Genomic DNA, 22733 nt, shown 5'->3' on the forward strand with positions numbered 1-22733 from the left:
AAATGGAATAATAGCAAGAGTGAGTTAATGCTTGATCGAGAATTGCCTTAAACTTTAATTAATGCCAAATGCCAAGACTTGGCTTTAATTATTGTTTTGTGGAAGTGAGAAAAAAGGTAACTTCAAATCGTTAAATTCATCCTCTTTAATTACTAAGATGATCACATCACTAACTTTACCATTGATCCTGACACTGGTTCAGCATTGTTGTGTTAGCTTTTATAAAGACCTTGCTTGTATCATAAGTGCGATCGCTATTCAAGATGCCAGGAAACTTAAGACATTTAAGAAAATTTTGGAGACAGTTAAGATAGTTAAGGAAAAATGCTTGCGACCCTGCGGCGATCGCGCCTCAATTATGGTATTATATGAGGATAAACTAGTCTCAATTCTTGGAAAAACCACAAATTTCAATTTCTTCTTTGCTAAATGTATCCTTCAACAACTTGCGAAGAACACGTTGAATATGCAGGTGTTTTCCCGGTTTAACTTTTGTCAACGTCAGCAGCAATAGGTTACTCTCCCCAAAATGTTCTAGTCCAGCTACTCGCGTCGGTTCAAGAACATCTGTTTCATCCACCATTAATTGCTGTCCTATCTTGTCAACTACTCTATATACATGATCTAAATTGGAGTCATAAGAAACGCTAACTTCCACCCTTGCATATATATACTGCTTGGAGTAATTAATAATAGATCCAATATCACCGTTGCGAACAATCTGCAATTGCCCATCGGGATGGCGGACGTGAGTAGTTCGCAATTCAATAGCCTCGACAACTCCCTCAATATTTCTCTCCTCCACTTTCCCAACTTCAACATAATCACCCACCAAATAATAGTTTTCAAACAAAATTAAAAATCCACAAACAACATCGTTGATCAGGTTTTGCGCTCCCAGACCAACTGCTATACCCACAATTCCTGCACCTGCTAAGATAGGCGCAGGATCAATGCCAATCAGCTTGAGTATAGTCACGGTGGCGGTAAAATAGACGAAATATTTGGCAAAACTCCGCATTAAGGGAATCAGCGTTAGCCGTTTCTGTCGTTTTGAATCATTGACATCTGTAGTTTTTAAGTAGAACTCATCAAGAATGAAGTAAACGACTTCCACCAAAACGTTGCTAATAAAGAAAACCCCAATAATCTGCACAATTACAGGGGTATAAGAACTGATCCAAGCTATAGGTTCTATTTCTGGAACAATGAGATTTACTATACCGACATAGAGAATGTATTCCAAACACCTTTTGAACAGGGGTATGAGATCACGTAAATGTTCATATAAACTCAGTAGATTACTAGAACTAGAGTATTTAAGACTCAGGGCATCGAGAGTATCAACTATAGTAGCTACAGCTTTGACAATGAGTAAACCAACTGAGATAGTAACGTAGATTTTTAAGGCAATGTAAATATATTTGGGAATGACTTCAGGGAGATAGAGAAATTTAGCACATAGGATAGCAGAAGCTATCCATATACTATGAATAGTAATTCTTTTTAAGGCTCTAAAAAAAGCCTCAGTACTCTCATCATTAGCCTTGATGTGATCGACCTGCTTAATATAATTGCCAACCCAGGTTATACTGTAATTTACTGCTGGTATGCTCAATTTAACTAGCATCAGCAAACTGACAGATTTTAAAATTGCAATGAAGAGATTGAGCCAAAATTGAGTAGGCAGACTGCGAATCAAATTAAGTTGAAATTCCTGAATGTTTCCACCTCGATAAATCACCATCCCATTCACACCAACCAGCGCCAGACATAACACCACAAGAGTCAGAAATAAAACTCTGCCAATACTCCGGCGCACAAAGGTAATATTGGCAGTTTTCTCTTGCAGCCAAGAAACTTTAGTGAATTGTTTGAAGATTAAGCCAATCAGCCAGTTAAATAACCAAAATATGACTATTAAAAATATGATTTCAGCCAGGATAATTAGTATATTCATCTTTTGAGTATAAATATAAAACTAGTATTTGGTTTTTAAAAAAATACATAGTACTAAAAGGCGAGATAATGTCGTTATCTAGAAAATCCTGCGATGTACCTAAAAAAGTACAACGCAGTTTAATTCCACTCAATACAAAGATTCTTGTTGCTTCGCCTTGTGTAGTTCTAAGCTTCGTAGATAGTAATTTCTACGCCAGAAACGGTGTAAGTAATCTGTGTAAATTGGCTCACGTCCACCAATGTTTTCAGCGTGGAACTTAAATATAATTTGCCAAACTGTCCTTTATCTTGAGCCATTTTAGATGCAACATTAACTGGATTACCAGCAATGTCTCTACCACCAGCAGCCAAGTCAAAAAGTAAAATAGAACCAGCATCAATACCTGTACGAGAAGCAATATTTTGTGCTGCTAGTTCTTGACGGAATGCTTGGGCAAAGTTGAGTGCGGTATCGGCTTCATCAAAAACATAAATTCCTATCGAACCGACTACCTTAACTTCCACACCATTATATTTTTGCAAAAGTTGCAAGCCCGTATCTTTCAGTTCAGCCGTAAGAGCTAAGTTAGTAAACATCCCGATTTCATGGGATTGGGCTTCTTCAGTTTCCCGTTCAATAAGAACAACTACTTTGTTTTGTAAGTATTTATCGGCTAATTGTTTGCCAAACTCAGTATCAGTTAGACGATTTCCATATGCTAATAGGTCAGCATAAAAATCTTCAGAATAAGGAATAGGATATTGCGGGTTTAAAGATGGTATTTCTGTCAAACTTGGCCCGTCTACAACCCGGAAAAGCTTACCTATTTGGGTTACTACTTCGCTTTTTTGAGTAATTGTAAAATTGTGGTTCTCTGGTAAGAGTTCATAAAAACCCTGACTAATTACTATCTCACCACCTTCAGTGTCGTTTTCGGCAATTTCTTCAATCACATCAGCTTCTAAACCATACAAACCACCGTTAATGTAGTAAAACTCTCCATAATGTGCGCCGAGTCCGATTTTGATTTGACAAGTTTCACTAATTTGGCGTTGAATAGTTAGTAACGCAGACAGAAGGGTTTCAGGCTGAACTGATGCTGGGTAAAACATTTGAGTATTGTCAGCAGCCCAAATACCGACACCTTCTCCACCAATAGCAGTCCCAACACTATATACAATTTCTTTTGGTTGATTAATAATTGCCAAAATTTCTAATAAGCCTTTTTGTTTAGTTAGCTTAGTTAGCCCAGCAGAATCGGAAGATATGGCGTAACCCTTGACTTTGTAAGGTTCTAGCAGTTCTAACGTTGCTTGCTGGGTTTGCTCACTCACTAACCAATTTTTAATTAGTGTCAGTGGTAGGCTCCCGATAATATCTTGGCTGATGTCGAATAACGCTGGATTATACTGTTCTGTAGTAAATTTCCTTGTCGTAGTCATATATTCTCACTCACATAATATCTTGAGGTGTGATAGGTTTTGTATTTTCTAATAAGCACTATTAAAAATGCAAGGACAGTTAAGACAGTTAAGACAGTTAAGCCAACATTTAACTAAACTTAATGTAATAGCTTAATTGCTTTATAAAACTTTTAAAATTATGATGTGGGTCTGGCGAAAGCTCTTATACTACAAATGATATTCACACAATACTTGCCCTTGTGGAATGAAACAGCCCTGCTGAGGGGGCTGGGGGATTAGGTTTAGAGTTAGCTTTTCCCCTCTTGCCTACTCCTCTGCTATAATCTTGAATTTTGAATGGGGAGCGCAGCAACGTGACTACAGACCAAAGCAACTTACTCAAGTTGCTGATGTTATCTACACCTGTAGGTGCAATTGGTTCAGGTATTGGGGGAGGGGTTGAACTCACTCTCACCAATATTGCCCTAGAAATGATCCGGCGTGGGCATATTGTTAAAATTGTCGCTCCTCAAGGGTCGGTAGTTAAAAGTGTACCTATTGTAGAAATTGCTGGTGAATCGCAAATACCAGCCCAAACTCAAACCCGTGCAGAACCGATTGTTTTACCGAAAAACTCGGTGTTAGCAAATATGTGGGATTATGCTCGGCAAGTGCAATCAGATTATGATGTGATTGTCAACTATGCTTATGATTGGTTGCCTTTATATTTAACGCCATTTTTTAACACTCCCATAGCACATTTGATTAGTATGGGTTCGTTGACTGATGCAATGGACTCGATAATTGAGCAGATAGCAACTAATTTTCCCCAAACCATTGGTGTACATAGCCTGTCTCAAGCACAGACTTTTACCTTTGCAGATAAATGTCGTTGTCTAGCCAATGGGATGGATTTATCCATATATCAATTTTGCGCCCGTCCGAGTAACTTTTTAGCTTGGGTAGGGAGGATAGCCCCAGAAAAAGCTTTAGAGGATGCAGTTTCCGCCGCGAAAATTACAGGGATTCCCCTAAAAATTTTTGGAGTCAAGCAAAATGAGCAATATTGGCAAGATATTTGTCAAAAATACCCTGATGCGCCTATTATCTATCGGGGTTTCTTACCTACAGCAGAACTGCAACAAGAACTGGGTCAATGTCGGGCGCTATTGGTTACGCCTCGCTGGGTAGAAGCCTTTGGTAATGTGGCGATTGAGGCTTTAGCTTGTGGTGTACCTGTGATAGCTTATCGTCGTGGTGGACTAACGGAAATTGTCAAGGATGGGGAAACGGGTTTTCTTGTGGAACCAGATAGTGTAGATGGGTTAGTCAATGCAATTAAACAACTAGATCAAATTGATCGCCATACTTGTCGCCAACAAGTAGAGAGGGAATATTCTCAACAAGCAATGGGCGATCGCATCGAACAGTGGTTTAGAGATATTTTAGCGGGGAGATGAGGGAGATGAGGGGAAAAGGTTAAAGGGGAAAGGGGAAAGGGGAAAGGGAAGCCCCAATCCCCAACCCCTAACCCCTAGCCCCTAACCTCAACTTCTGCCAAAAAGACTTGGGTTTTGGCTGTTCTTCGGGTGTTTTGACTAACTTACCGCCTGATGTCAGCTTTGCGAGGAAGTTGGTATTGTCGTAATATTGTTCCAAAGACAGGATTTTAAAATCATCTGTTACGTGAGCAACACTAGTACCAATGACTTCTATAGTCTCAAGAGTGGGTGCATAGTCTTTAAATGCCCCTGTAAATTGTCCCCAGTGTCGCCATTTATAAACAATATACGGCGGCCCCGAATAAACTTCTAGCACTTCCCACAAGAAGCCATCAGGAAAGGCTGTATGAAATAGATTAGTTGAAGTGGTAAAATTTTCTTCGCTGGCTTTGTAATCTTTGGTATTACCAATCATCAATTTGTAAGTACCTGAATTAATCAAGTCTGTGATGGTGTAGCGAGAACCACCATTGATACTCATGCGAAATTGATCGGGAACAACAGAAAGCCATTGAGCGGGATTTGTCTTGAAGTTGGCTTCAATATCAAAGGTGCGGACTAAGTTTTGTACCAGTGTTTCTAGGGTATTGGGTAAGTGATTACGTGTACTTTCTTGGGCAAATTTTTCATTAGAATAGGTATAGTCTGGTTTTTTACCATAACGCCACTCTACATGAGTGCTGTATTTTAACACCGTGTCTCTGTCTTGTACCCAAAGATGAAGTTTTTCAATGTCGATTTGGCTCATAAACCCCTCTGCGAAATCAATGTAAAAAATAACAATTACTACAATTCCGCAGTTAACTCCCCTCATTTTTGCAGTTAAATATACAGATTATCAACTGTTAATTTATTGATTATTTGTCATGTTTGCACTATGTCACTTATCTGTATTTACTGCTTTCATAATTATGCCAGTTAGCTTAATTAAGGCTGTTAATTTAGAGCCTATTAGCAGGTTAAATCCATTAAAGATTGCTAAATAATTAGCAATAAGTAGTTTTTATCCTATTCAGGAAATATCGAATAACTAAAAATTAAACTGACTCAGGTAATACAGAAAGACTGCTATTTAAGGACATCAAAGTGGATCTACGTCGCAATTATAGAAATATGTTACTAAGAAAGAGTTGGGTAATGTGGGGTGCGTTAGCGCAGCTTACCGTAGGTATCGCCTTATTATCCACTGGCTGCGAACAAATAATTGAATCTTTGCCACCTCTACCAGTAGTCGAATTACCGCCAAATCAGCCACCCAGACCACAAATCCCCGTTGAATCTGCGACAACTGCCCAAATGGAAGCAGCAGTGCGCCAAGGGATCAACCAAGTCAGGCAAAAAAACGGGTTGCAACCTTTAAAAAATAACGTCCAATTAGCACAAGTAGCCCGGAATTATAGCCGACAAATGGCAGAGAAGAAATTCTTTAGTCATACTGGTGCGGATGGTAGCACCCTAGCAGATAGAGTCCGGGCTGGTGGTATTTCTTATTTAGTAGTTGGTGAGAATCTATACACAAGTACAAATATTCCTCGCCCTGTACCATCAGCTATTGAAGGGTGGATGAATAGCCCTGGACACCGTGAAAATATCCTCCGTCCTGTATTTGCGGAGACAGGTGTTGGAGTGTGGCGGGTAGGCAACACCTATTATATTACTCAGTTGTTCTTGCGGCGATCGCCTCTTGGTTGGCCTTAAGGGTGTAAGGGTGTAAGGGTATAGGGGTGTAGGGGAAAGAATTAAATATCATAGCAATTTGCAAAAAGAATGCGACAGTAGGTAGGGCTATGACTTACAAAACCATGATAAGGTGGGCAATGCCCACCCTACAGGTACTTGTGGTGTAGGCATCTTGCCTGCACTGGACGGGCAAGATGCCCATCCCACAAGAGTTTGCTAATGCACAAATTTAGTCTAGACAGTCCACTAGTTGTGCTATTGCTTACTCTGCTTGGGATTATATTGCAGAAGCGATCGCCAGTCTTGTAAAATTGCTTCTGTCCATAGCCAATTTTTGCTCAACTCATCTAGCTGATAATTAACGGGGTCTTTTTCTAGCACGGTTTGGCGTAATTTCAGGACTTCATTCATATATTCTGCCTGTTTATCACGAGGCATATCACGCGCGGATTTATACATCCCCAAGGCTAAACCAGCATAGGCTGGTAAAGCTTCAAGCGGCACATCTGCACTAGGGGGTATTTCTGCGGCAGTTGTACTACCTTGTTTCAATGCTAAATTTAATGCTTGAAACCAAGTAGCATTGGCGCGATTGACATTACCCTCAGCATAATAAGCAAATCCTAAAGCATTGGTATATGCAAACGAGTTGGGGTTAGCTTTCACCGCAGTTTCCCAATAACGACGGGCATCATCAATACTGTATTTTTTATCTCCTGTTTGCACAGCTTGCCAAGCTAATCTTCCGCGCAGGAAGTTAACTGATGCTTGGTTATTTTGGTTGGACGGAACTAGATTTAAAGCTGCTTGGGCAAATTCGAGGGCGTTGCGATTGAGTAATTCTTCCACAGCCGCCAACCCCGCCTGTAAATCGCCTTGATTGAATTTTGTTGTAGCCGTGGCTGTAACCATTGCTGTGGTCATTTGCCTTACATCCGTTGGTTGCTTCTCTACAGATACCGATGAGGCGGGAATGGGGGGTATATCTTGTGACCGACGATGCCACCACCAACCAAAAATAAGTAAAGTGGCGATCGCACCAGCCCCAATGATCCCGCCCAGCCAACGCTGGCGACGCAGACGATTTTTCGCCGCCACAAGCCGAAAATTTTCTAACTCCTGACTCTGGTTTTGGGCTGTATGCTGAGTTACAGGTGGCACTATAGGGGATAAATCTTCCTTGGGTACAGCCGGAATCTGCCTTTCTAAAACACCCTCTTGTGGAGGTTGGACAAGTTCTGGTGGTAAATCAGGTTCTTCATCTGTGATACTCTGCTGGTCTAGTTGACGAAATATATCCGAGACAAAAGCAGAATCTTCTGCATAAGTGGGATCATCATACTCAATTTCATCGACGAGATCGCCCCAGGTTTCCTCCCCCAACCAGTCCAACCCCACATCACGCCCCAAACCAGAGGGAATCATCTCTTCAATCGGAAAAGACACTTCCTGGTCATCTAGTACACCAGAGTAAGCGACTGTGGTATTGACTGGTAAGGGTGAATTATATTCATTTAATGAGTCTACATTGGTGGCGGCGGCAATTTTCGAGCCGAGGAAACCATCAAATCCCGGTTGGAAATATAAAATTGGTAATGCCCAGTAAAGTTGGTGTGAACCATAGGCGGAAATTAATCCTTGGCGTACCCGACTTACACATAAATCTACTGGATATCCTTGACTCAAGTTGCGGTAAAACAACTGTGTCAGAGTCAAAGCCACTTCATCAGGAATGCGTTCTGACATCGCCAAAACGCTTTGAATACCACGCTTAACCAAGCTATCTGTGAGGTTGCGTTCTCCTGTGTCGTTGTTCTCTAGTGTAGCTGAGTATGCACCCCAACAGGAATTAAACACCGCCATTTGGATATTATTGTTCACCAACAAACCCGCTAAATCATCGCCAGAGAGGGTTTCTGTCAAGCCAGTCCGATTACTTACCAAGTAAATTTCCCCACCATTCGGCCCTAAGTTGCTATGACCGGAGTAGTGTAAAACTTGGTATCTGCCTTGTTCTAAGGCTTGGGTTAATTCTTCTCTACCTGGTTGGTTAAGTAAAGTTAGGTCAATTTCTGGCAGATAATTGCCGCCTTCGATTGATCTGGGTAGTTGACGATGCAGTTCGGCTTGTAGCTTGATAGATTCCTGTTTCAGCAGATCCAAACTCTCTTGATCTGCGGGTGATGAGAGTACCATCAAAACTCTGACAACACCATCTTCTGAATGCTTGAGTCTGTTAGTTGAAGGTAAACGAGACACAGGAGAAATGCCACTTTGGTAGCGGGAGAAAGCAATATAGGGGCCAGTTGCCAAAGGGCGATCGCCTGCGTGCATCACTTCCCAAGGCAGACGTGCTAACCTAGTATCCTTCAGACCTAGCCGTAAACGCAGTACTTGTTGATGGTTTTGGGCAATTCCTTGGGCAGTAATCCAGCTATCTCGCAGAGTGCCTTGAAACAGTGCATTATATAGTTGTTGACCCAGTGTGACTAAGTTAACAGAATTTCTGGCGATCGCACTTTCCCGGCCATTAGAGAGAAACATATCTCCCTGTAATACAGACTTTAATGGGTCATTCATCAAATGACCAGCCGCCGCCAACCAATCAGCCACAGGCCATGTCACCAGTTCTTCAGCCAAAGGAACCCCAGGCGCGACTTGTTCCGTCCGCACCAAGTAGTCATTCTTACCTACTGGGGTAACAGAAATGTGAAATTCCTGGGACACAACTACTCCTGCTTGCCTCCTAAATCTATTTTGAAACGCCAAAGTTTCAATTCAATTTCCCACTCCTTATGTTACTTGAGATGCACCAAACCACAGAATGTTTGACTACTCAATGGTTTTGCTTTGTCTACATTTACAACTTTATCCGGATTATTCAGCATCCGCCCAGAACATTTTGATGGTAGATGCACCTTGATCTTCAACTCTCCTAGTTGGGTGGTACCGACTAGGGGTTTTTTCTATTACTAGCATATACTGAGATAATTATACTTTCTTGGTCAGGGAAATTTATAAAAGATATGTTGAAAACCCTGTGACTTCAGTCCAGGGATGAAAACTATTTGGTAGGTTTTAACCTACCAGTTCTGGTAAAATGGCTTTAGTTTCAACGTGAGTAGGAATAACCAAGAGCGCATTGAACAATCCTAGTAGGGGTGGAACTCCCGCACAGTAAGTCAGCCGTGTAATCGTCGCCTATACCACTGGCAAATAATAGCAGGATTGGGAGCGTCTTAATTTGTGAAATATGTGGACTTCCGAAGAGTGGAAACTAGAAAAAACTAGGTAACGTCACAGCTAAACCATGCTAGTTTAGCCAAGTACGGTAGGGGACTTTTGACTGTCCCACAAGGTTATCCCTTGAAAGATGACTGTGGAGATTGATGGCTTTAGCCTCAATCAAAACAACAGTTTGAATCACCGTGACTTCAGTCCGGTGAGAGTCAAAATTTCCTCATGTCCAAAGGGGGTTAAGGGTGTAAGGGTTTTAAACACTTCCCCTATACCCAGCCTTAACACATAACCTTGGTGCGTAAGTCCTGTAATTATAATTTTTAAATGCAGCAAATAGCATCATTATTTAAGCAAATTTATCCGGAAAGGCATAATTGGATTGAGAAAAAGTAGTTGGTAGATGCACCCTGATAACTGACTCCCCTAGTTGGCTGCCACCACTAGGGCTTTTTTATGCTTAAAAATCTGCACTCATCATCTGCAAATTCATCCGGAACAGACTGACTAGAGGTAGAACAATTAAATGGTAGATGCACCCTGATAACTAACTCCCCTAGTTGGCTGACACTAACTGGGGGCTTTTTTTTGGCTAATTTCCCTGAGTTCAGGATAAGGAAACGTTTTATTTTCGCATTTGGCTGACTAGATGAGGAAGTTCTGGTATGATGAGTTTTTCCATCCCTAATCTCACTGCATTGCTAGAACCGGGAAGTGAGAAGATTAGTTTATTTTGATATACGCCTGCAACTGCACGGGATGCGATCGCTCGTGAGCCAATTTCCTGATAACTTAAATATCTAAATATCTCCCCAAATCCTGGTAGGGTTTTCTCTAGCAATTTTTCCATAGCGTCATACGTATTATCTCTAGGCGCAATACCTGTACCGCCATTAAAAATTACTGCATCTAGATTACCCTTTTGGCTCAGAAATTCTATCTGGGCTTGGATTTGGGCTGGCTCATCAGGTATAATTACGTAAGCTAATACAGTATGATTTGTGTCAGTTAACAACTGTTGAATCAGTTGACCGCTTTTATCTGTTTCTGGCGTGCGTGTGTCGCTAACGGTGACAACTGCACAATTGATGGTAATTCCCGGCGCATCGGGATGAGGTTTTTGGGTCATAGCAGGGGACTGGGGACTGGGGACTGGGGACTGGGTAAAAAGTCGCTTGCTATCAGGATTTTATGGCAGAAGTCTATAGTCAATAGTCCATAGTCTAGACATGACTGACTAATGACTAATGACTAATGACTCATAACCATTTAAGATTTCTGGAAATCTAAACCGTTTTCTTCGGCGTAACGTTGCATAAAGCGGAGGAAACGATCCCATTCGTCACTAGATTTCATGAGGTGAATAGCTTCTAGTTTTTCCGGTTTACCATTGACAAATATAGCTTTAACTTCACGGGTGATGATTTCCCCTTCTTCGTCGATGAGGTACATTCCGGTAATATCATCAGTGGTATTTTGATCTAAAGCTTTGGGATTGACAAAAACGAATGTTGCAGTACCGCTATCACCACTGCGCGATCGCGTTAAGCGTACATCTGGAATTGCATCTTCGTCGATTCCCCTGGAAAACTGGATTTTTGCCATGATGGATAAGTTTAAAGTTTTGTGATGGTTAGTTTAATATTCTCTCATCATTTAGAACTCAGTAGACTAGGGTTAGGAAATAAGGGTATAGGGGTATAGGGGTGTAGGGGTTTGGGGGTTAGGAAATAAGTAAGGGTATAGGGGTCTAGGGGTTTAGGGGTTTAGGGAAACTAAATAGAGGGTGGTATCTTTCTTTCAAGATTAATCCTTTTTTACACCCTCACACCCCTACCCTCACAAGTGTAGGTTTTTAATATAGCAGTGAGTTGTAGGGGCGGGTTGATAAATACCTTTGATGATTGATGATGATCTTGGTAAACCCGCCCCTACTAACGAGAAAATCATTGTTTCATCCACCCCTACACCCCTACACCCCTACACCCTTACACCCCAAACCAAGGTTTTTGGAACACCAATAAAAAACCTACACCTGTCAGCACACCCCTACCCCCTTACACCCTTACACCCCTACCCCCTTACACTCCTGTAACAGCTAATGCACCAGCGATCGCACTAGCTATTAAGGAAGAAAAAGCAGCACCGAATAGCCACCAAGCGGCGCTAGCAACGGTTTTTCTGGTTTCTTCGGCTTGCTTTCTCGCTTGTCTTCTAATGGCTTTGATGCGGTTTTGTGCTTCCTGTTGGATGCGTCCGGCGCGATGCAATACATTATCCCTTGCGGCTTCGATTTGGTCGATGATGCGGTTGACATCTTCGCTGGCGATATCTTCGCGGGAACTGAGGATGGCTACTAGGGTATCACGGTCGAATTGGCTGAGGCGATCGCGTAACGCCTCAAACCCTGCTTGGGGGTCATCGAACAATTTCGCAAAGTCTTGACGGATACCTTCATAACTGAGTTCTGGACGATTCAAGGAGTTGAGATAGTTACGAATCTTATCAAACACTTGATCAATTGCTGACTGTACCCTATCCTGAATTTGCTGTATTTGTTTGGCAATGTTACTGCGAACTGACTCAATTTGGTCGGCGATGCGGTTGGCTTCTTCTTGGGAAATGTCTTCCCGTTGCGATAGTAAAGCCACAACCGTTGAACGGTCAAATCGGGAAAGGCGATCGCTTAAAGTACCAATTCCCAAGCGGGGGTCTTGCAAGAGTAATTGTAAATCCCGTTTGATAGCATCAGGATTCAATTCCTCTTTATTGGTTTGACGCAGATAATCCTCTAAACTAGCTTCAAAGTCTACGATTCTTTGCGTAGTGCGTTGAGCTAAACGGCGCGGCGCTTTGATAATATCGCGGATAGCGTCTTGTACTCGGTCAATAATTTGATTAACTTGGTCTTCACTCAAGTTTTGCTGTTGACTGAGGAGGGTGACTAAGGTTTCCCGGTCAATTTGTGACAACCTGTGTCGTAAAGCCACAGCACCCTCTTTGGGGTCGCTGAGTAAAGTTTCCAAATCTTGTCTGATACCTGCGGGATCGAGTTCTTCTAGATGAGTATTGCGGAGATAATTAGCGATCGCTGCGGTAGTTTTTTCATATTGTTCTTTAGCTCGGTCTACCACTAATTGCGGTGATTGTAATACATTATCCCTAACTGCTGCTACTTGGTCAATGATTTGATTGATTTGTTCTGCGCTTAAATCTTGACGCTGATTGAGTAGTTGCACTAGGGTATCACGGTCAAACTGAGATAGGCGCGATCGCAACAAGTTAATTCCCACTTGGGGGTCTTCTAGCAATACTCGCAAATCACGCTTAATAGCATCAGGATTTAACTCTTCTTTGTTAGTATTGCGGAGATAGTCTTCCACCCTGTGCCATAATTCATCAGCTTTAGCTGTTGCTTGTGCTTGACTTTCCCTAGCTTGAGTTAAGAAGTTATCGCGGATGCTTTCGAGTTGACTAACAATATTATTAGCCTCTTCTTCGCTGAAATCTTGACGTTGCAATAATAACTGAATAAACGCTTCCCGGTCAAATCCTTGTAAGCGACTGCTGATATCTGCAAACTCTTGGTCTGCTTCTCTTAGCAGATTACCAAAATCTCGGTCAATTGCTTCCGGGTATAGTTCTTGCTTACCAGTAGCACGGAGATAATTTGCGATGCGGTTGCGAATTTCTTTACCTTTTTCCGATTTCTCCGATAACTGCACTGTTTCTAAAACTTGCTGACGAATGCTTTCCATTTCTTGAGCGATTTCTCTCACCTTAGCTTCGCTGAGGTCGCCTCTTTGAGTCAACAAGTTAATAAAATCATCCGTATTCAGTTGTTCAATTTGCTGGCGGACATTTGTAGAATCTGCCTGTGGGTCGTAGATGACATCTGGAAATTCATTTCTAATGGTAAGGCGGTTGAAATGCCAAGGAAAAGAATTGCGGATGTATTCTTCTACGTCTGTTTTGACAGTGTTATCGTTGGGAGGTGTGAATGTTTGACTGATTTTCTCAGTCGTTTTTTCTCTAATTTGTTGCAGTTGTTGAGTAATTCTTTCGACATCAATATCTTGTACTTTGCCTCGCAACTGTTGTATTTGATTGCTAATTCTATCTACATCAATGTCGGAAAGGTCTACTCGGTCTAACACAGCAGGTATAGCAGCACCAATACCATATTGTACTGCTTGTTGTATCACCCCATTTCTGCCATTGCCATTTTTTCTAGTTGTCACTAGTTCTTGTAAACGTTGACCCAAATCTGCTGATTTTAATTCTTCTGGTGTGGCAGTTTGCAGTAAATTAATTACTTGTTCTGTGGGGTTACGGCGATTAAAAGTTTGTTGCCAAGCTGCTTGTAATTGGTCGGCGATTTGATTAATATCCGCTTTGGATAAATTGGTGCGTTCGCTAATTAAATCAACAAAAGTTTGCCGATTTACATTGCGTAGTAAATCACTATCACCCAAAGATTGCCAATCAATATCACCCAAAACTTTATCAAACTGGCTGCGAATTTCGTTTAAATTTAATGTTGGTATTGGTAGGGCGGATAAAGAGGATTGGAGGGTATTTCTAATAGTATCCTGATCCAAGCCAGCAGTTAATTCCCGCCGGACGGCGGCGGTAATATCTTCTGCTGTTGATACCATTTGATTTCTAGCTGTTGCCGCACCAATGGCGCTAGTAGCTGTTCCGGTGATAGCTTGTATCCCAGAACTGACGGTGCTGATAATCGAACCTAGTAAGGAACCTACGGCGGAGGAACCAAACCAAGCTATTAAGAAGAAGTAGGTAGACCAAATGACTACACCACTAATTGCGCCTAAAGCTGCACTTTGAATAAAGGTCAATTTTACTGCTAAAAAACTAGCAGCAAATAAGGCGATACTGGCGGTAGCGATCGCCCAACCGCCAACTTTAGCTTCTATTTCTCGAACCTGTTCACCAAGGCTTTCGGAATCGTCATCATCATCACTAGATGGGGTCTTTCCGTATGTGGAAATTCCCACAGCAACAGAAAGATTAGTTAATAGTAAATGAAAGGCGATCGCCATCAAAGTACCAGCTAACAAAGCCACCAATATTTTAGTAGCGGAAAAATCAATAGTGGCTGTTGTGCTATCTGCTGGTACTATTCCCAACGATAGCCAGGGAGAAGTCAACAAACTGACAAAATTATTAAGCATAGGACTTTTTTTCTTACGTCCGATAGATGAAATGCCCATTACTTATCTGAATGGCTCATATCCCAGTCTATTTATTGTTGACAGCGCCCTACACTTTCCCAGGTAATACTTACATTTATCAAAAGTAATATTTTTTATTTATCTAATACAAGATGCACCATATTTTGCTATGGTTATCCCAGTTGATTTAAAAACAATATTAGTATTTTTTGTGTAATGGTTTTGCTAGGCAATGCCAATCTACTAATTTTACAAATGATCATAAATCTTTATTTATTAGAAATAAGCTCACCAATTTCCCCAACTTTATCTGAAAGATATTGATTATTTTTAATTAAAAAACCTCATCTATATCTAATGATAGAGGTAGAAATTATTCCAACTGATTGATGAAAAAATATTATAAACAAGTGATAAATAGAAAGTAATGAACATCAATATTTTTTAACTAGTTATTACCTAAATTTGTCTTGTGTTGTTAGGAGAAACTGAACATGGTAGTAGGCGTACATAGACGCGCAGTAGGCGTATTTTCTCACCGTCGAGATGCTGAAAAAGCATTAAACGACTTGAAACATTCGGGCTTTGCAATGGATAGAGTTTCCATCATTGCACAAGATGCAGACCGGAACGAAAACATCGCTGGTAGTCAAGTGCGGGAGAAAGTTGGAGATAAATCTGATGAGGGTGCGACAACTGGCGCTCTGACTGGTGGTGCTTTGGGTGGTTTAACCGGCTTATTAGTTGGTCTTGGAACTCTAGCAATTCCTGGGATTGGGCCAATTATGTTGGCTGGCGCAACCGCAACTACCTTAGCCACAACTTTGGCTGGTGCAGGTATCGGTGCAGTAACTGGTGGTTTACTCGGTGGTCTCATTGGTTTGGGTATCCCTGAAGAACGAGCCAGAGGGTATGAGAACCGTGTGCGCCAAGGTCACTATTTAGTAATAGTAGATGGTACAGATGCAGAGATTGCTCAAGCAGAAGCAATTCTCCGCCGTGGTGGGATAGAAGATTACGATATTTACGATGCTCCCACAGGCGCAGCCGCAGCTACTAGTGGTGTGGCTCATCGGGATGTTACTCCCTCAGCCACCACACAAAGACAGAGAAGAGCCATTGGTGTCTTTCCCCACCGTCGAGATGCAGAAGCAGCATTAACAGAATTGCGCGATGCTGGTTTCTCGATGAATCAAGTCTCCCTCATTGCTAAAGATAGCAGTGGTGGTACAGGTGCAGGCGCTAACATCGGTCATGGTAACAAAGCAGACGAAGGCGCGAAAGCAGGCGCAGCTACAGGCGGTGCTTTGGGCGGTCTAGGCGGCTTGTTAGTTGGTTTAGGCGCTTTGGCTATTCCAGGCGTTGGGCCAGTGATTGCAGGTGGTGCAGCTGCTACTGCGATCGCCACAACTTTAGCTGGTGGTGCTATCGGTGCAGCCGCAGGCGGTATTGCTGGCGGACTCGTGGGTTTGGGTATCCCTGAAGACCGGGCGAAAGTATATAGCGATCGCTTCCAAAGAGGCGAGTACCTAGTCATCGTTGATGGTACAGAATCGGAAATTCAACGCGCTGAAGCTATCCTTAAACGTCGTGGTATTCAAGAATACTCCGTTTTTGACGCTACTGACTTACATGACACCCATCGTCATGGTGTTGACCGTTCAGTAACAGGCGATCGTGTTGCACCTGTGGTAGGCGATCGTTCAGAACCCAGCGTAATCATCGTTGACCACCGGGAAGAAAGAATCTAACCCCTTAACAGTGAACAGTGAACAGTGAACAGTTATAGCAGTCGTCTGATAGGTTAGGACATCATACAATTTTAAAACCTTTAGTTTCAAAGACTCCAGCCCTGTCCCCTATCACCTGTCCCCTGCTATAAATTCTTGAGGAAACACCACACCAATTCGTGGAAGGCGTATTTTGGCGCTTCTTTATACCCCACCATACGCCCTGGCGGACTGATAACTGATAACTGATAACTGATTTAATCACTGAGGGACACTATATAGCCCAGACAGATGAGGACAATAAGAGGCTTTCATGTCTGTCACCCTCCGGGTTCGCCAGTTCCCTACGGCGGGAAACCCGCCTACAGGACTGGACTCACCTGTCACCTATCACCTGTCCCCTGCTATATCTCGTGTCCCCCAACAAATTAAACAATTATTCATACCCAGAAGTAAAGAAATGAAACAACTAACTCCCTTTCTCATTAGTTGCGTTTTAGTATTTGGTGCTGCGGCTTGTCAAGAAGCTGAGAAAACCACTCAGTCCGCACCTGATAGCCCCGCACAAAATGTACAAGCACCCTCTACAGAAGAAACAAAAGCAGCCCAACAAGACGCTCAAAGTCAAGTTCGTCGAGATCAACTCAACTCGGATATCCGCTCCCGCGAACAACGTAACAATGCAACCGGCGGTGACACACAAAGAGCTGAAGATGATTTAGAAAGTGAAGTTCGTTCCAAATTAGAAGCGAATATTCCCAACGGCGCGTTAACAGTTGAAGCAGAAGACAATGGTACTGTAACTGTTGGCGGAACCGTAAATAACCAAGCACAGTTGGCGAAAATTGAACCTTTGGCAAAAGAGATTAAAGGTGTCAAAAACGTAGTTGTTAAAGCAACAGTAGCTGCACCTAAGAGATAACCTAACGCTGGGTGAATTGTCAATATTTCCTTTTTATATCAGTAGTTAGGTGTACTAACTACTGAGATATTTCATTGACAACTGGCTACGTGAATGTTTATGTTTATTTACGTCTAGCGACTTAAAACAACTGTTGTAATTAGCAAAATATAAAAACTATGGAAACCGAACAAAAGCCAGTGGAATCATTAAACACAGATGTATCCCAGGGAGCAATAGCCCTGCCTAGCGCAGCAAATAACAACCTACCCAAGCTACCACCAGCTACAACAAACAATACTCAATGGCAACAAGTTAGCCAACAAGTTACCAACTTTTTGGCAGAACTGCCTGGGTATATAGGCAGTTTTTATCAACAATACAGCCAGCCTATCCTCACCGTTTTGATCATCTTATCAGCGATCGTTACCTTAAAAGTAGTATTAGCTTTAGTAGGAGCCATCAACGATATCCCTCTGCTAGCGCCACTTTTTGAGTTAATTGGCATTAGTTACTCTGGATGGTTTACTTTCCGCTATTTGTTAAAAGCCTCAACTCGTCAAGAATTAAGTGCAGAGATTAACACCTTAAAAAATCAAGTATTTGGTAAATGATTTTCTCAAGATAGTAATCCTAAATCAGTTATCAGTTATCAGTTATCAGTCAGCCAGGGCGTATGGTCGGGGATAAAGCAGCCCCAAAATAAGCCTTACAGCAATTGAATTGCTGTTTTACTTTCGGATTTCACTGATAATTGTTCACTGTTAAATAACTAGATACCCGACTTCTTAAAGGAGTCGGGTATTTGTGATTTTATGATTTGGTATATCTCTAAAGAGAGAGGTTTTTTTAGTAATAAATTACTAGATCACTTCTAAAGATAGTCGATTTTACCTAATTAAAAATAATAATCTAGTTATCGAAGTTTTAAGAGACTTTTTAACGAGGACGGATTTATGACTAATGAATCAGTTAATAATGCAAATCAACCAGTAAATCAAGCAGTTGATTCATCCGATAGAGTACAAGGTGATCATTACGATCGCATCATCGTACCCGCCGAAACTGCAGCCCGCAAAGAAAGAGAAGGCGACCTCTTTAAAACAACTCCTACAGAAGAAAGAGAAGCAGACGCACCAACAGATGACCAAACAAATGCCGGAAGCATCCGCACCACAGATGGTTATACAGTAGATAAAGAAGGTTTATTAAATAACTACGCCGTTGAACCAGAAATGTACTACGAAACACCAGGTGATGCTAAACAAGTAAAAGAACAAGAAACAGCAACAAGGGTGCAAGAATTAGTAGAGGTTAACGAAGATAAAGAAAACGAGTTAACAGAAAGAGGCGATGACCGTGGTAGAGGCCCTGGTTTAGTTTAAAAAACAATTATCTATCAACTTCGGCTAATAACTGAGCATATATACAGCAGTTTCGCTATTCGTGAAATACTGTAGAGACGTTACATGTAACGTCTCTACATGGTATTGGGTTTTACGCTCGTACCTCATTTACCCAAAATATGTTGTAGCATTATTTGTAGGGGTGTACATCTGTGCGCCCCTATTGAATTTTCTCCACTAAACTAGCGACCACAGCCGCCAATTGTGTTGGTTCAATCGGTTTAGGAAAGTGTGTTTGATAACCAGAAGCGATCGCCTTGAGCCTATCTTCTTCTCTTGTAAAGGCTGTTACCGCTACGGCTGGGATCTGACTACCACAGTTCATTTCCTCCTCCCTAACTTTACGGATAAAATCGTAGCCATCCTCCTGTGGCATACCGATATCGCAAAGAATCACCGTAGGTTTCCAGGTGGATACTTGTTTCAAACCCTCGGCTGCTGAAGCACAGGTGTAGACTTCTGCTCCCTGCTGCATGAGCGCTGCTCTGACAATATCTCTAGCGTCGGGTTCATCGTCCACCACCAACACCCGCACACCCTCAAGTCCTTGTAAGCTTTCACGTAAACAAGGGGCGTTATCTACAAGTGTCTTCGGTGAAGTGCAAATCTTCGCCTGACGAGCAGTTACGGGAAGTTTCACAGTAAAAGTAGCACCCTTACCCTCACCCTCACTATCAGCTTGCACTGTCCCGCCGTGAAGCTCAACCAAGTGACGGGCGATCGCTAAACCAAGCCCTAAGCCGCCAAACTTCCTGGTAGTTGAGCCATCTGCTTGACGGAAGCGCTCAAAAACGTAAGGTAGAAACTCGCTCTTGATGCCCATACCAGTGTCGCGCACCATCAACTCAACAAATGAGCGATTCTGCCTTAAATTTACCTCAATTTTCCCACCTTCAGGGGTGAATTTTACGGCGTTCGAGAGCAGATTCCACACTATCTGCTGGAGACGATTTTGGTCGCCCAAGATAGATTCTACATGAGCAAGTTGCACCTGTAACTCGATATTTTTCATTTCGGCAGCGTGGCGTATTGAATCTACCGCAGTCATAATTACAGTGCTTAAGTCAAGCAACTGGAGTTCCAGATGAAGTTTACCAGTGATAATCCGCGAGACATCGAGGAGATCATCTACCAATTGTGCTTGGGCTTTAGCGTTGCGCTCAATTGTGGTAATTGCCAGATGAGCTTTTTCTGGATTAAGCTTCCCAGCGCGTAGCAACTGCGCCCAGCCTAAGATGCCGTTGAGAGGGGTTCTCAGTTCGTGAGAAACCGTAATTAAAAACTCATCCTTAAGCAGGTTAGCCGCCTCCGCTTCCGCCCGCGCTACTTCAGACTGCCTTAAATGTTCGTCCCGCTCTTGCTCTCGCTGTTGCAGCAGGTCAGCCGAAAATTCTAAAGCTTTGCCTAACAAGGCTACTTCCTGAATTGATGAGGGACTGATGCGCGGATATTCACCTTTGGCTAGTGCTTGTGCGGCAGCAGCAGCAGAGATAATATCACCAGACATGGAGCGTGAAAGTGCGATCGCAGCCAAACCACTCACCACCAGCAATCCCAAACCAGAGCCAACAACTAACCACATCGCGCGGCGACCTGGACTGTCAATCACATCAAGGGGAACAACGACGGCAGTTGTCCAGCGTGAAAAATTGGTGCGGCTGAAGGCAACATACACTTGGTTTCCCTCCAAGGTAGTCTCGCGGTAAACATCCTCAGTTTTGGAGGCAATTCGCTGGAGAAAAGACGGCGTACCCGGCTTACCCACAAAGCGCTCAGGATTACGAGTCCGCGCTACAACAACTCCACGACCGTCAATAACAGTGCGTGTCCATTCCCCATCAACAGGTGTTTTGCTCCTAATAATGCTAGTAAGTGCTTCTGAGGAGATGAGCGCAGTCAACACATACTGTAGTTTGCCACCGCGCATTACTGGAACACGGACTGGAAAAGCCCATTGACCTTTGACACGTGCAAAAGCTAGATAACCTACTGTCGGTTGGTGCGTTTTCACAACCAGTCGCACACTTTCAGGCTCATTCGCCAAAGGTAAGGCAGTGCCGAAGGGACGAAAGGTGTTAATAATCTGTTGTCCATCCGGTGTTAAAAGAATCACACCTAACCAAGTCGGCTGCGTCTGCACTGTACGCTGCGCCTCTTTATAAAAAGTTTTTAAATTATCTTGGTCAAGGCGTTCCGAGGCTGCTAGCGCTTGCAGAGTCCTAGTTGTGCTAGAAACCTCCCGCTCTACATCTTGCGTGAGATCACGTGTTGCCATTAGCAAACGACGCTCTGATGCCGCACGCTCATTGAGTGAGAGCTTGTGTACAACCGTAACAGCAAAAAGAACAACTGGAAGTAAGGCTCCTGCTACGAGCAACACAAAATGCCACTTCAGAGAAAGTGTGTGTCTACCAAAAGCCTTAAAATCATGATTTATAGTTGTGTTCCGCAAGACTGTCCAGTGTGAGGATAATGTAGTTTTAGTAAAGATTGTGACGCTCTTTTGTCAAAAGCACACACATCACTTAGGTTATTGTATTCATTTGGATTATAACTACCTATAACCTCACACTAGTAATAGTAGTTAAATATTTTTCTCTCAGTAGCGCATTTCCCGCAAAGTAACCCTGTTTTTAAAGCCAAATAAATTTGGCTGCATTCGCGCTTTACCCCCGCATGAATGACGCTTACTATACGCATCACGACTCGTAATTAGTTGAGCGGTTATAAATTAACTTAAATTTAGTATGATCACTACTGTGGTTATACAAAGTAAAAATAACTACACTAAAGTTATTAAAAACTGCATATCTTTATACATAACGTAACCGAAATATACTTCTTATGTTTAAGAAAACTTTATATAAAATCACAAAAGCATCGGCTGATTTATTTTGTCAACTTTTAGGACAACCTAGTGTAAGTGAATTAAAAGCTCAATTGCATGATAAAAACATTCAGATTCAGAAACTAGAGGAGCAAGAAAAGGCGCTTTATCGAGTTATGCAAAACCCTTAGTTAAATGAGAGCTAGAAATTTAACCCTAATCACTTCCACCCCAAGCCCAAACAGGATTACCATTTCTTAAACTATTTTTGAGGACGACTAGGGGATAATCATTAGGATCAAAGCCGCCTGCTAGATCCAAAATAAAATAAACCTTACCTTTAACAAAGTGCATTCGTAGATAATTAATATTACCTGAATAGGCTTGCCCATCAACCTTAGTCATACCAGCAGATGCCAAGCATTTGGCATATCTCGGTTTGAGTTGACCAACCCATGTAACGCTAAACTCATTACTAGTAAGAACAGAGATATTACTAGCATAAGCACTCAGGTTAACAGAGCCATCTGTAGTAAAACTGCCTTCTTGGTAAGGACGGGGTTTTTCAATGACCAGCACCTTATCTGGGCAGCTGCTTTTTTGCTCGTTTTGGCTATAAACTTTTAATTCAATCTTTTGAGAGTTATTCTGTGCAAAGGCTTGTAAGTTAGACACCAAAGGTAATAAAACAATACTTGCGCCTATAATTAAAGGTTTAAACATAATCACACTCACTGTCCACAAGGTGACGAAGCTAATCTCTAAACTGTTCAAGTTTAAGAGAACTAGAGATTTTTTTGACATACTCACCGACGTTGAACGTCGGTGATTCTTGACAGTTCACAGCAACTAGCAACCGTTGTAGTCTTATGGTCGCTCCCTGTCCGTTTAAGGTCGTGCTGATGCCCCA

The 22733-nt window shown here is 42.3% G+C and carries 16 protein-coding genes; 7 read left to right on the forward strand and 9 right to left on the reverse strand.

Translation table 11 applies throughout. The features are described 5' to 3' along the window. Positions 1–385 precede the first annotated feature (385 nt). Together H6G83_RS17615 and H6G83_RS17620 are read right to left on the reverse strand one after the other, a co-directional pair. Positions 386–1960, reverse strand: a complete 1575-nt coding sequence (locus tag H6G83_RS17615) for a mechanosensitive ion channel family protein (RefSeq protein ID WP_190474636.1) — start codon at positions 1958–1960, stop codon at positions 386–388. Between the two features lie 167 nt (positions 1961–2127). Then, a complete protein-coding gene (locus tag H6G83_RS17620) occupies positions 2128–3384 on the reverse strand; it encodes a nucleotidyl cyclase domain-containing protein (protein ID WP_190474638.1) in 1257 nt (418 codons plus the stop codon). 371 nt (positions 3385–3755) lie between these two features. On the opposite strand from H6G83_RS17620, the gene H6G83_RS17625 reads away from it, so the two are divergent. Beyond that, positions 3756–4805 (forward strand): glycosyltransferase family 4 protein, encoded by a 1050-nt coding sequence (locus H6G83_RS17625; RefSeq protein ID WP_190474656.1) that lies wholly within the window; start codon positions 3756–3758, stop codon positions 4803–4805. A gap of 67 nt (positions 4806–4872) precedes the next feature. Here H6G83_RS17625 and H6G83_RS17630 read toward each other — a convergent pair whose 3' ends face one another. Next, positions 4873–5595 carry a SnoaL-like polyketide cyclase gene (locus H6G83_RS17630; protein WP_190474640.1) on the reverse strand — a complete coding sequence of 241 codons (723 nt, stop codon included), beginning with the start codon at positions 5593–5595 and terminating at the stop codon, positions 4873–4875. A 365-nt stretch (positions 5596–5960) separates the two neighbouring features. On the opposite strand from H6G83_RS17630, the gene H6G83_RS17635 reads away from it, so the two are divergent. Continuing rightward, complete coding sequence (locus H6G83_RS17635; protein WP_190474642.1) at positions 5961–6545, forward strand: CAP domain-containing protein; 585 nt, start codon at positions 5961–5963, stop codon at positions 6543–6545. 237 nt (positions 6546–6782) lie between these two features. On the opposite strand, the gene hetF is transcribed toward H6G83_RS17635, so the two are convergent. The 4 genes from hetF to H6G83_RS17655 form a co-directional block, all read right to left on the reverse strand. Then, entirely contained in the window at positions 6783–9254 is a 2472-nt protein-coding gene (hetF, locus tag H6G83_RS17640; RefSeq protein ID WP_190474644.1) for a cell division protein HetF, read from the reverse strand. A 1135-nt stretch (positions 9255–10389) separates the two neighbouring features. Next, complete coding sequence (locus H6G83_RS17645) at positions 10390–10893, reverse strand: MogA/MoaB family molybdenum cofactor biosynthesis protein (RefSeq protein ID WP_190474646.1); 504 nt, start codon at positions 10891–10893, stop codon at positions 10390–10392. 140 nt (positions 10894–11033) lie between these two features. Then, the gene (gene psb28, locus H6G83_RS17650) at positions 11034–11369 is read right to left on the reverse strand and encodes a photosystem II reaction center protein Psb28 (RefSeq protein ID WP_190474647.1); all 336 of its coding nucleotides are present in this window, start codon (positions 11367–11369) and stop codon (positions 11034–11036) included. Between the two features lie 476 nt (positions 11370–11845). Further along, complete coding sequence (locus H6G83_RS17655; RefSeq protein ID WP_190474658.1) at positions 11846–14959, reverse strand: coiled-coil domain-containing protein; 3114 nt, start codon at positions 14957–14959, stop codon at positions 11846–11848. Positions 14960–15453: 494 nt separating this feature from the next. On the opposite strand from H6G83_RS17655, the gene H6G83_RS17660 reads away from it, so the two are divergent. The 4 genes from H6G83_RS17660 to H6G83_RS17675 all read left to right on the forward strand — a co-directional run bounded on the left by H6G83_RS17660 (position 15454) and on the right by H6G83_RS17675 (position 18975). Further along, on the forward strand, positions 15454–16710 hold the full coding sequence (locus tag H6G83_RS17660) for a general stress protein (protein WP_190474648.1): 1257 nt from the start codon (positions 15454–15456) through the stop codon (positions 16708–16710). Between the two features lie 439 nt (positions 16711–17149). Next, complete coding sequence (locus tag H6G83_RS17665) at positions 17150–17611, forward strand: BON domain-containing protein (protein ID WP_190474660.1); 462 nt, start codon at positions 17150–17152, stop codon at positions 17609–17611. A gap of 158 nt (positions 17612–17769) precedes the next feature. Then, positions 17770–18204: a CAAD domain-containing protein gene (locus tag H6G83_RS17670; protein WP_190474649.1), complete on the forward strand. Its 435-nt coding sequence runs from the start codon at positions 17770–17772 to the stop codon at positions 18202–18204. Positions 18205–18546: 342 nt separating this feature from the next. After that, positions 18547–18975, forward strand: a complete 429-nt coding sequence (locus H6G83_RS17675) for a hypothetical protein (RefSeq protein ID WP_190474650.1) — start codon at positions 18547–18549, stop codon at positions 18973–18975. A 181-nt stretch (positions 18976–19156) separates the two neighbouring features. On the opposite strand, the gene H6G83_RS17680 is transcribed toward H6G83_RS17675, so the two are convergent. Beyond that, complete coding sequence (locus H6G83_RS17680) at positions 19157–21271, reverse strand: hybrid sensor histidine kinase/response regulator (RefSeq protein ID WP_190474651.1); 2115 nt, start codon at positions 21269–21271, stop codon at positions 19157–19159. A gap of 569 nt (positions 21272–21840) precedes the next feature. On the opposite strand from H6G83_RS17680, the gene H6G83_RS17685 reads away from it, so the two are divergent. Continuing rightward, positions 21841–22014, forward strand: coding sequence for a hypothetical protein (locus tag H6G83_RS17685; RefSeq protein ID WP_190474652.1), 174 nt, complete (start codon positions 21841–21843; stop codon positions 22012–22014). A 25-nt stretch (positions 22015–22039) separates the two neighbouring features. On the opposite strand, the gene H6G83_RS17690 is transcribed toward H6G83_RS17685, so the two are convergent. Further along, the gene (locus tag H6G83_RS17690; protein ID WP_199328484.1) at positions 22040–22546 is read right to left on the reverse strand and encodes a hypothetical protein; all 507 of its coding nucleotides are present in this window, start codon (positions 22544–22546) and stop codon (positions 22040–22042) included. Between the last annotated feature and the right edge of the window lie 187 nt (positions 22547–22733).

The sequence above is a fragment of the Anabaena azotica FACHB-119 genome, from assembly GCF_014697625.1.
Lineage (GTDB): Bacteria > Cyanobacteriota > Cyanobacteriia > Cyanobacteriales > Nostocaceae > Trichormus > Trichormus azoticus_A.

What these genes read in the sequence shown, in the direction of transcription:
- H6G83_RS17690 (WP_199328484.1), bottom strand. Translation starts at nt 22,546, where the DNA reads ATGTTTAAACCTTTAATTATAGGCGCAAGTATTGTTTTATTACCTTTG.
- H6G83_RS17630 (WP_190474640.1), bottom strand. Translation starts at nt 5,595, where the DNA reads ATGAGCCAAATCGACATTGAAAAACTTCATCTTTGGGTACAAGACAGA.
- H6G83_RS17645 (WP_190474646.1), bottom strand. Translation starts at nt 10,893, where the DNA reads ATGACCCAAAAACCTCATCCCGATGCGCCGGGAATTACCATCAATTGT.
- H6G83_RS17670 (WP_190474649.1), top strand. Translation starts at nt 17,770, where the DNA reads ATGGAAACCGAACAAAAGCCAGTGGAATCATTAAACACAGATGTATCC.
- H6G83_RS17620 (WP_190474638.1), bottom strand. Translation starts at nt 3,384, where the DNA reads ATGACTACGACAAGGAAATTTACTACAGAACAGTATAATCCAGCGTTA.
- H6G83_RS17655 (WP_190474658.1), bottom strand. Translation starts at nt 14,959, where the DNA reads ATGCTTAATAATTTTGTCAGTTTGTTGACTTCTCCCTGGCTATCGTTG.
- H6G83_RS17675 (WP_190474650.1), top strand. Translation starts at nt 18,547, where the DNA reads ATGACTAATGAATCAGTTAATAATGCAAATCAACCAGTAAATCAAGCA.
- H6G83_RS17625 (WP_190474656.1), top strand. Translation starts at nt 3,756, where the DNA reads ATGTTATCTACACCTGTAGGTGCAATTGGTTCAGGTATTGGGGGAGGG.
- psb28 (WP_190474647.1), bottom strand. Translation starts at nt 11,369, where the DNA reads ATGGCAAAAATCCAGTTTTCCAGGGGAATCGACGAAGATGCAATTCCA.
- H6G83_RS17665 (WP_190474660.1), top strand. Translation starts at nt 17,150, where the DNA reads ATGAAACAACTAACTCCCTTTCTCATTAGTTGCGTTTTAGTATTTGGT.
- H6G83_RS17635 (WP_190474642.1), top strand. Translation starts at nt 5,961, where the DNA reads ATGTTACTAAGAAAGAGTTGGGTAATGTGGGGTGCGTTAGCGCAGCTT.
- H6G83_RS17660 (WP_190474648.1), top strand. Translation starts at nt 15,454, where the DNA reads ATGGTAGTAGGCGTACATAGACGCGCAGTAGGCGTATTTTCTCACCGT.
- H6G83_RS17615 (WP_190474636.1), bottom strand. Translation starts at nt 1,960, where the DNA reads ATGAATATACTAATTATCCTGGCTGAAATCATATTTTTAATAGTCATA.
- H6G83_RS17685 (WP_190474652.1), top strand. Translation starts at nt 21,841, where the DNA reads ATGTTTAAGAAAACTTTATATAAAATCACAAAAGCATCGGCTGATTTA.
- H6G83_RS17680 (WP_190474651.1), bottom strand. Translation starts at nt 21,271, where the DNA reads ATGGCAACACGTGATCTCACGCAAGATGTAGAGCGGGAGGTTTCTAGC.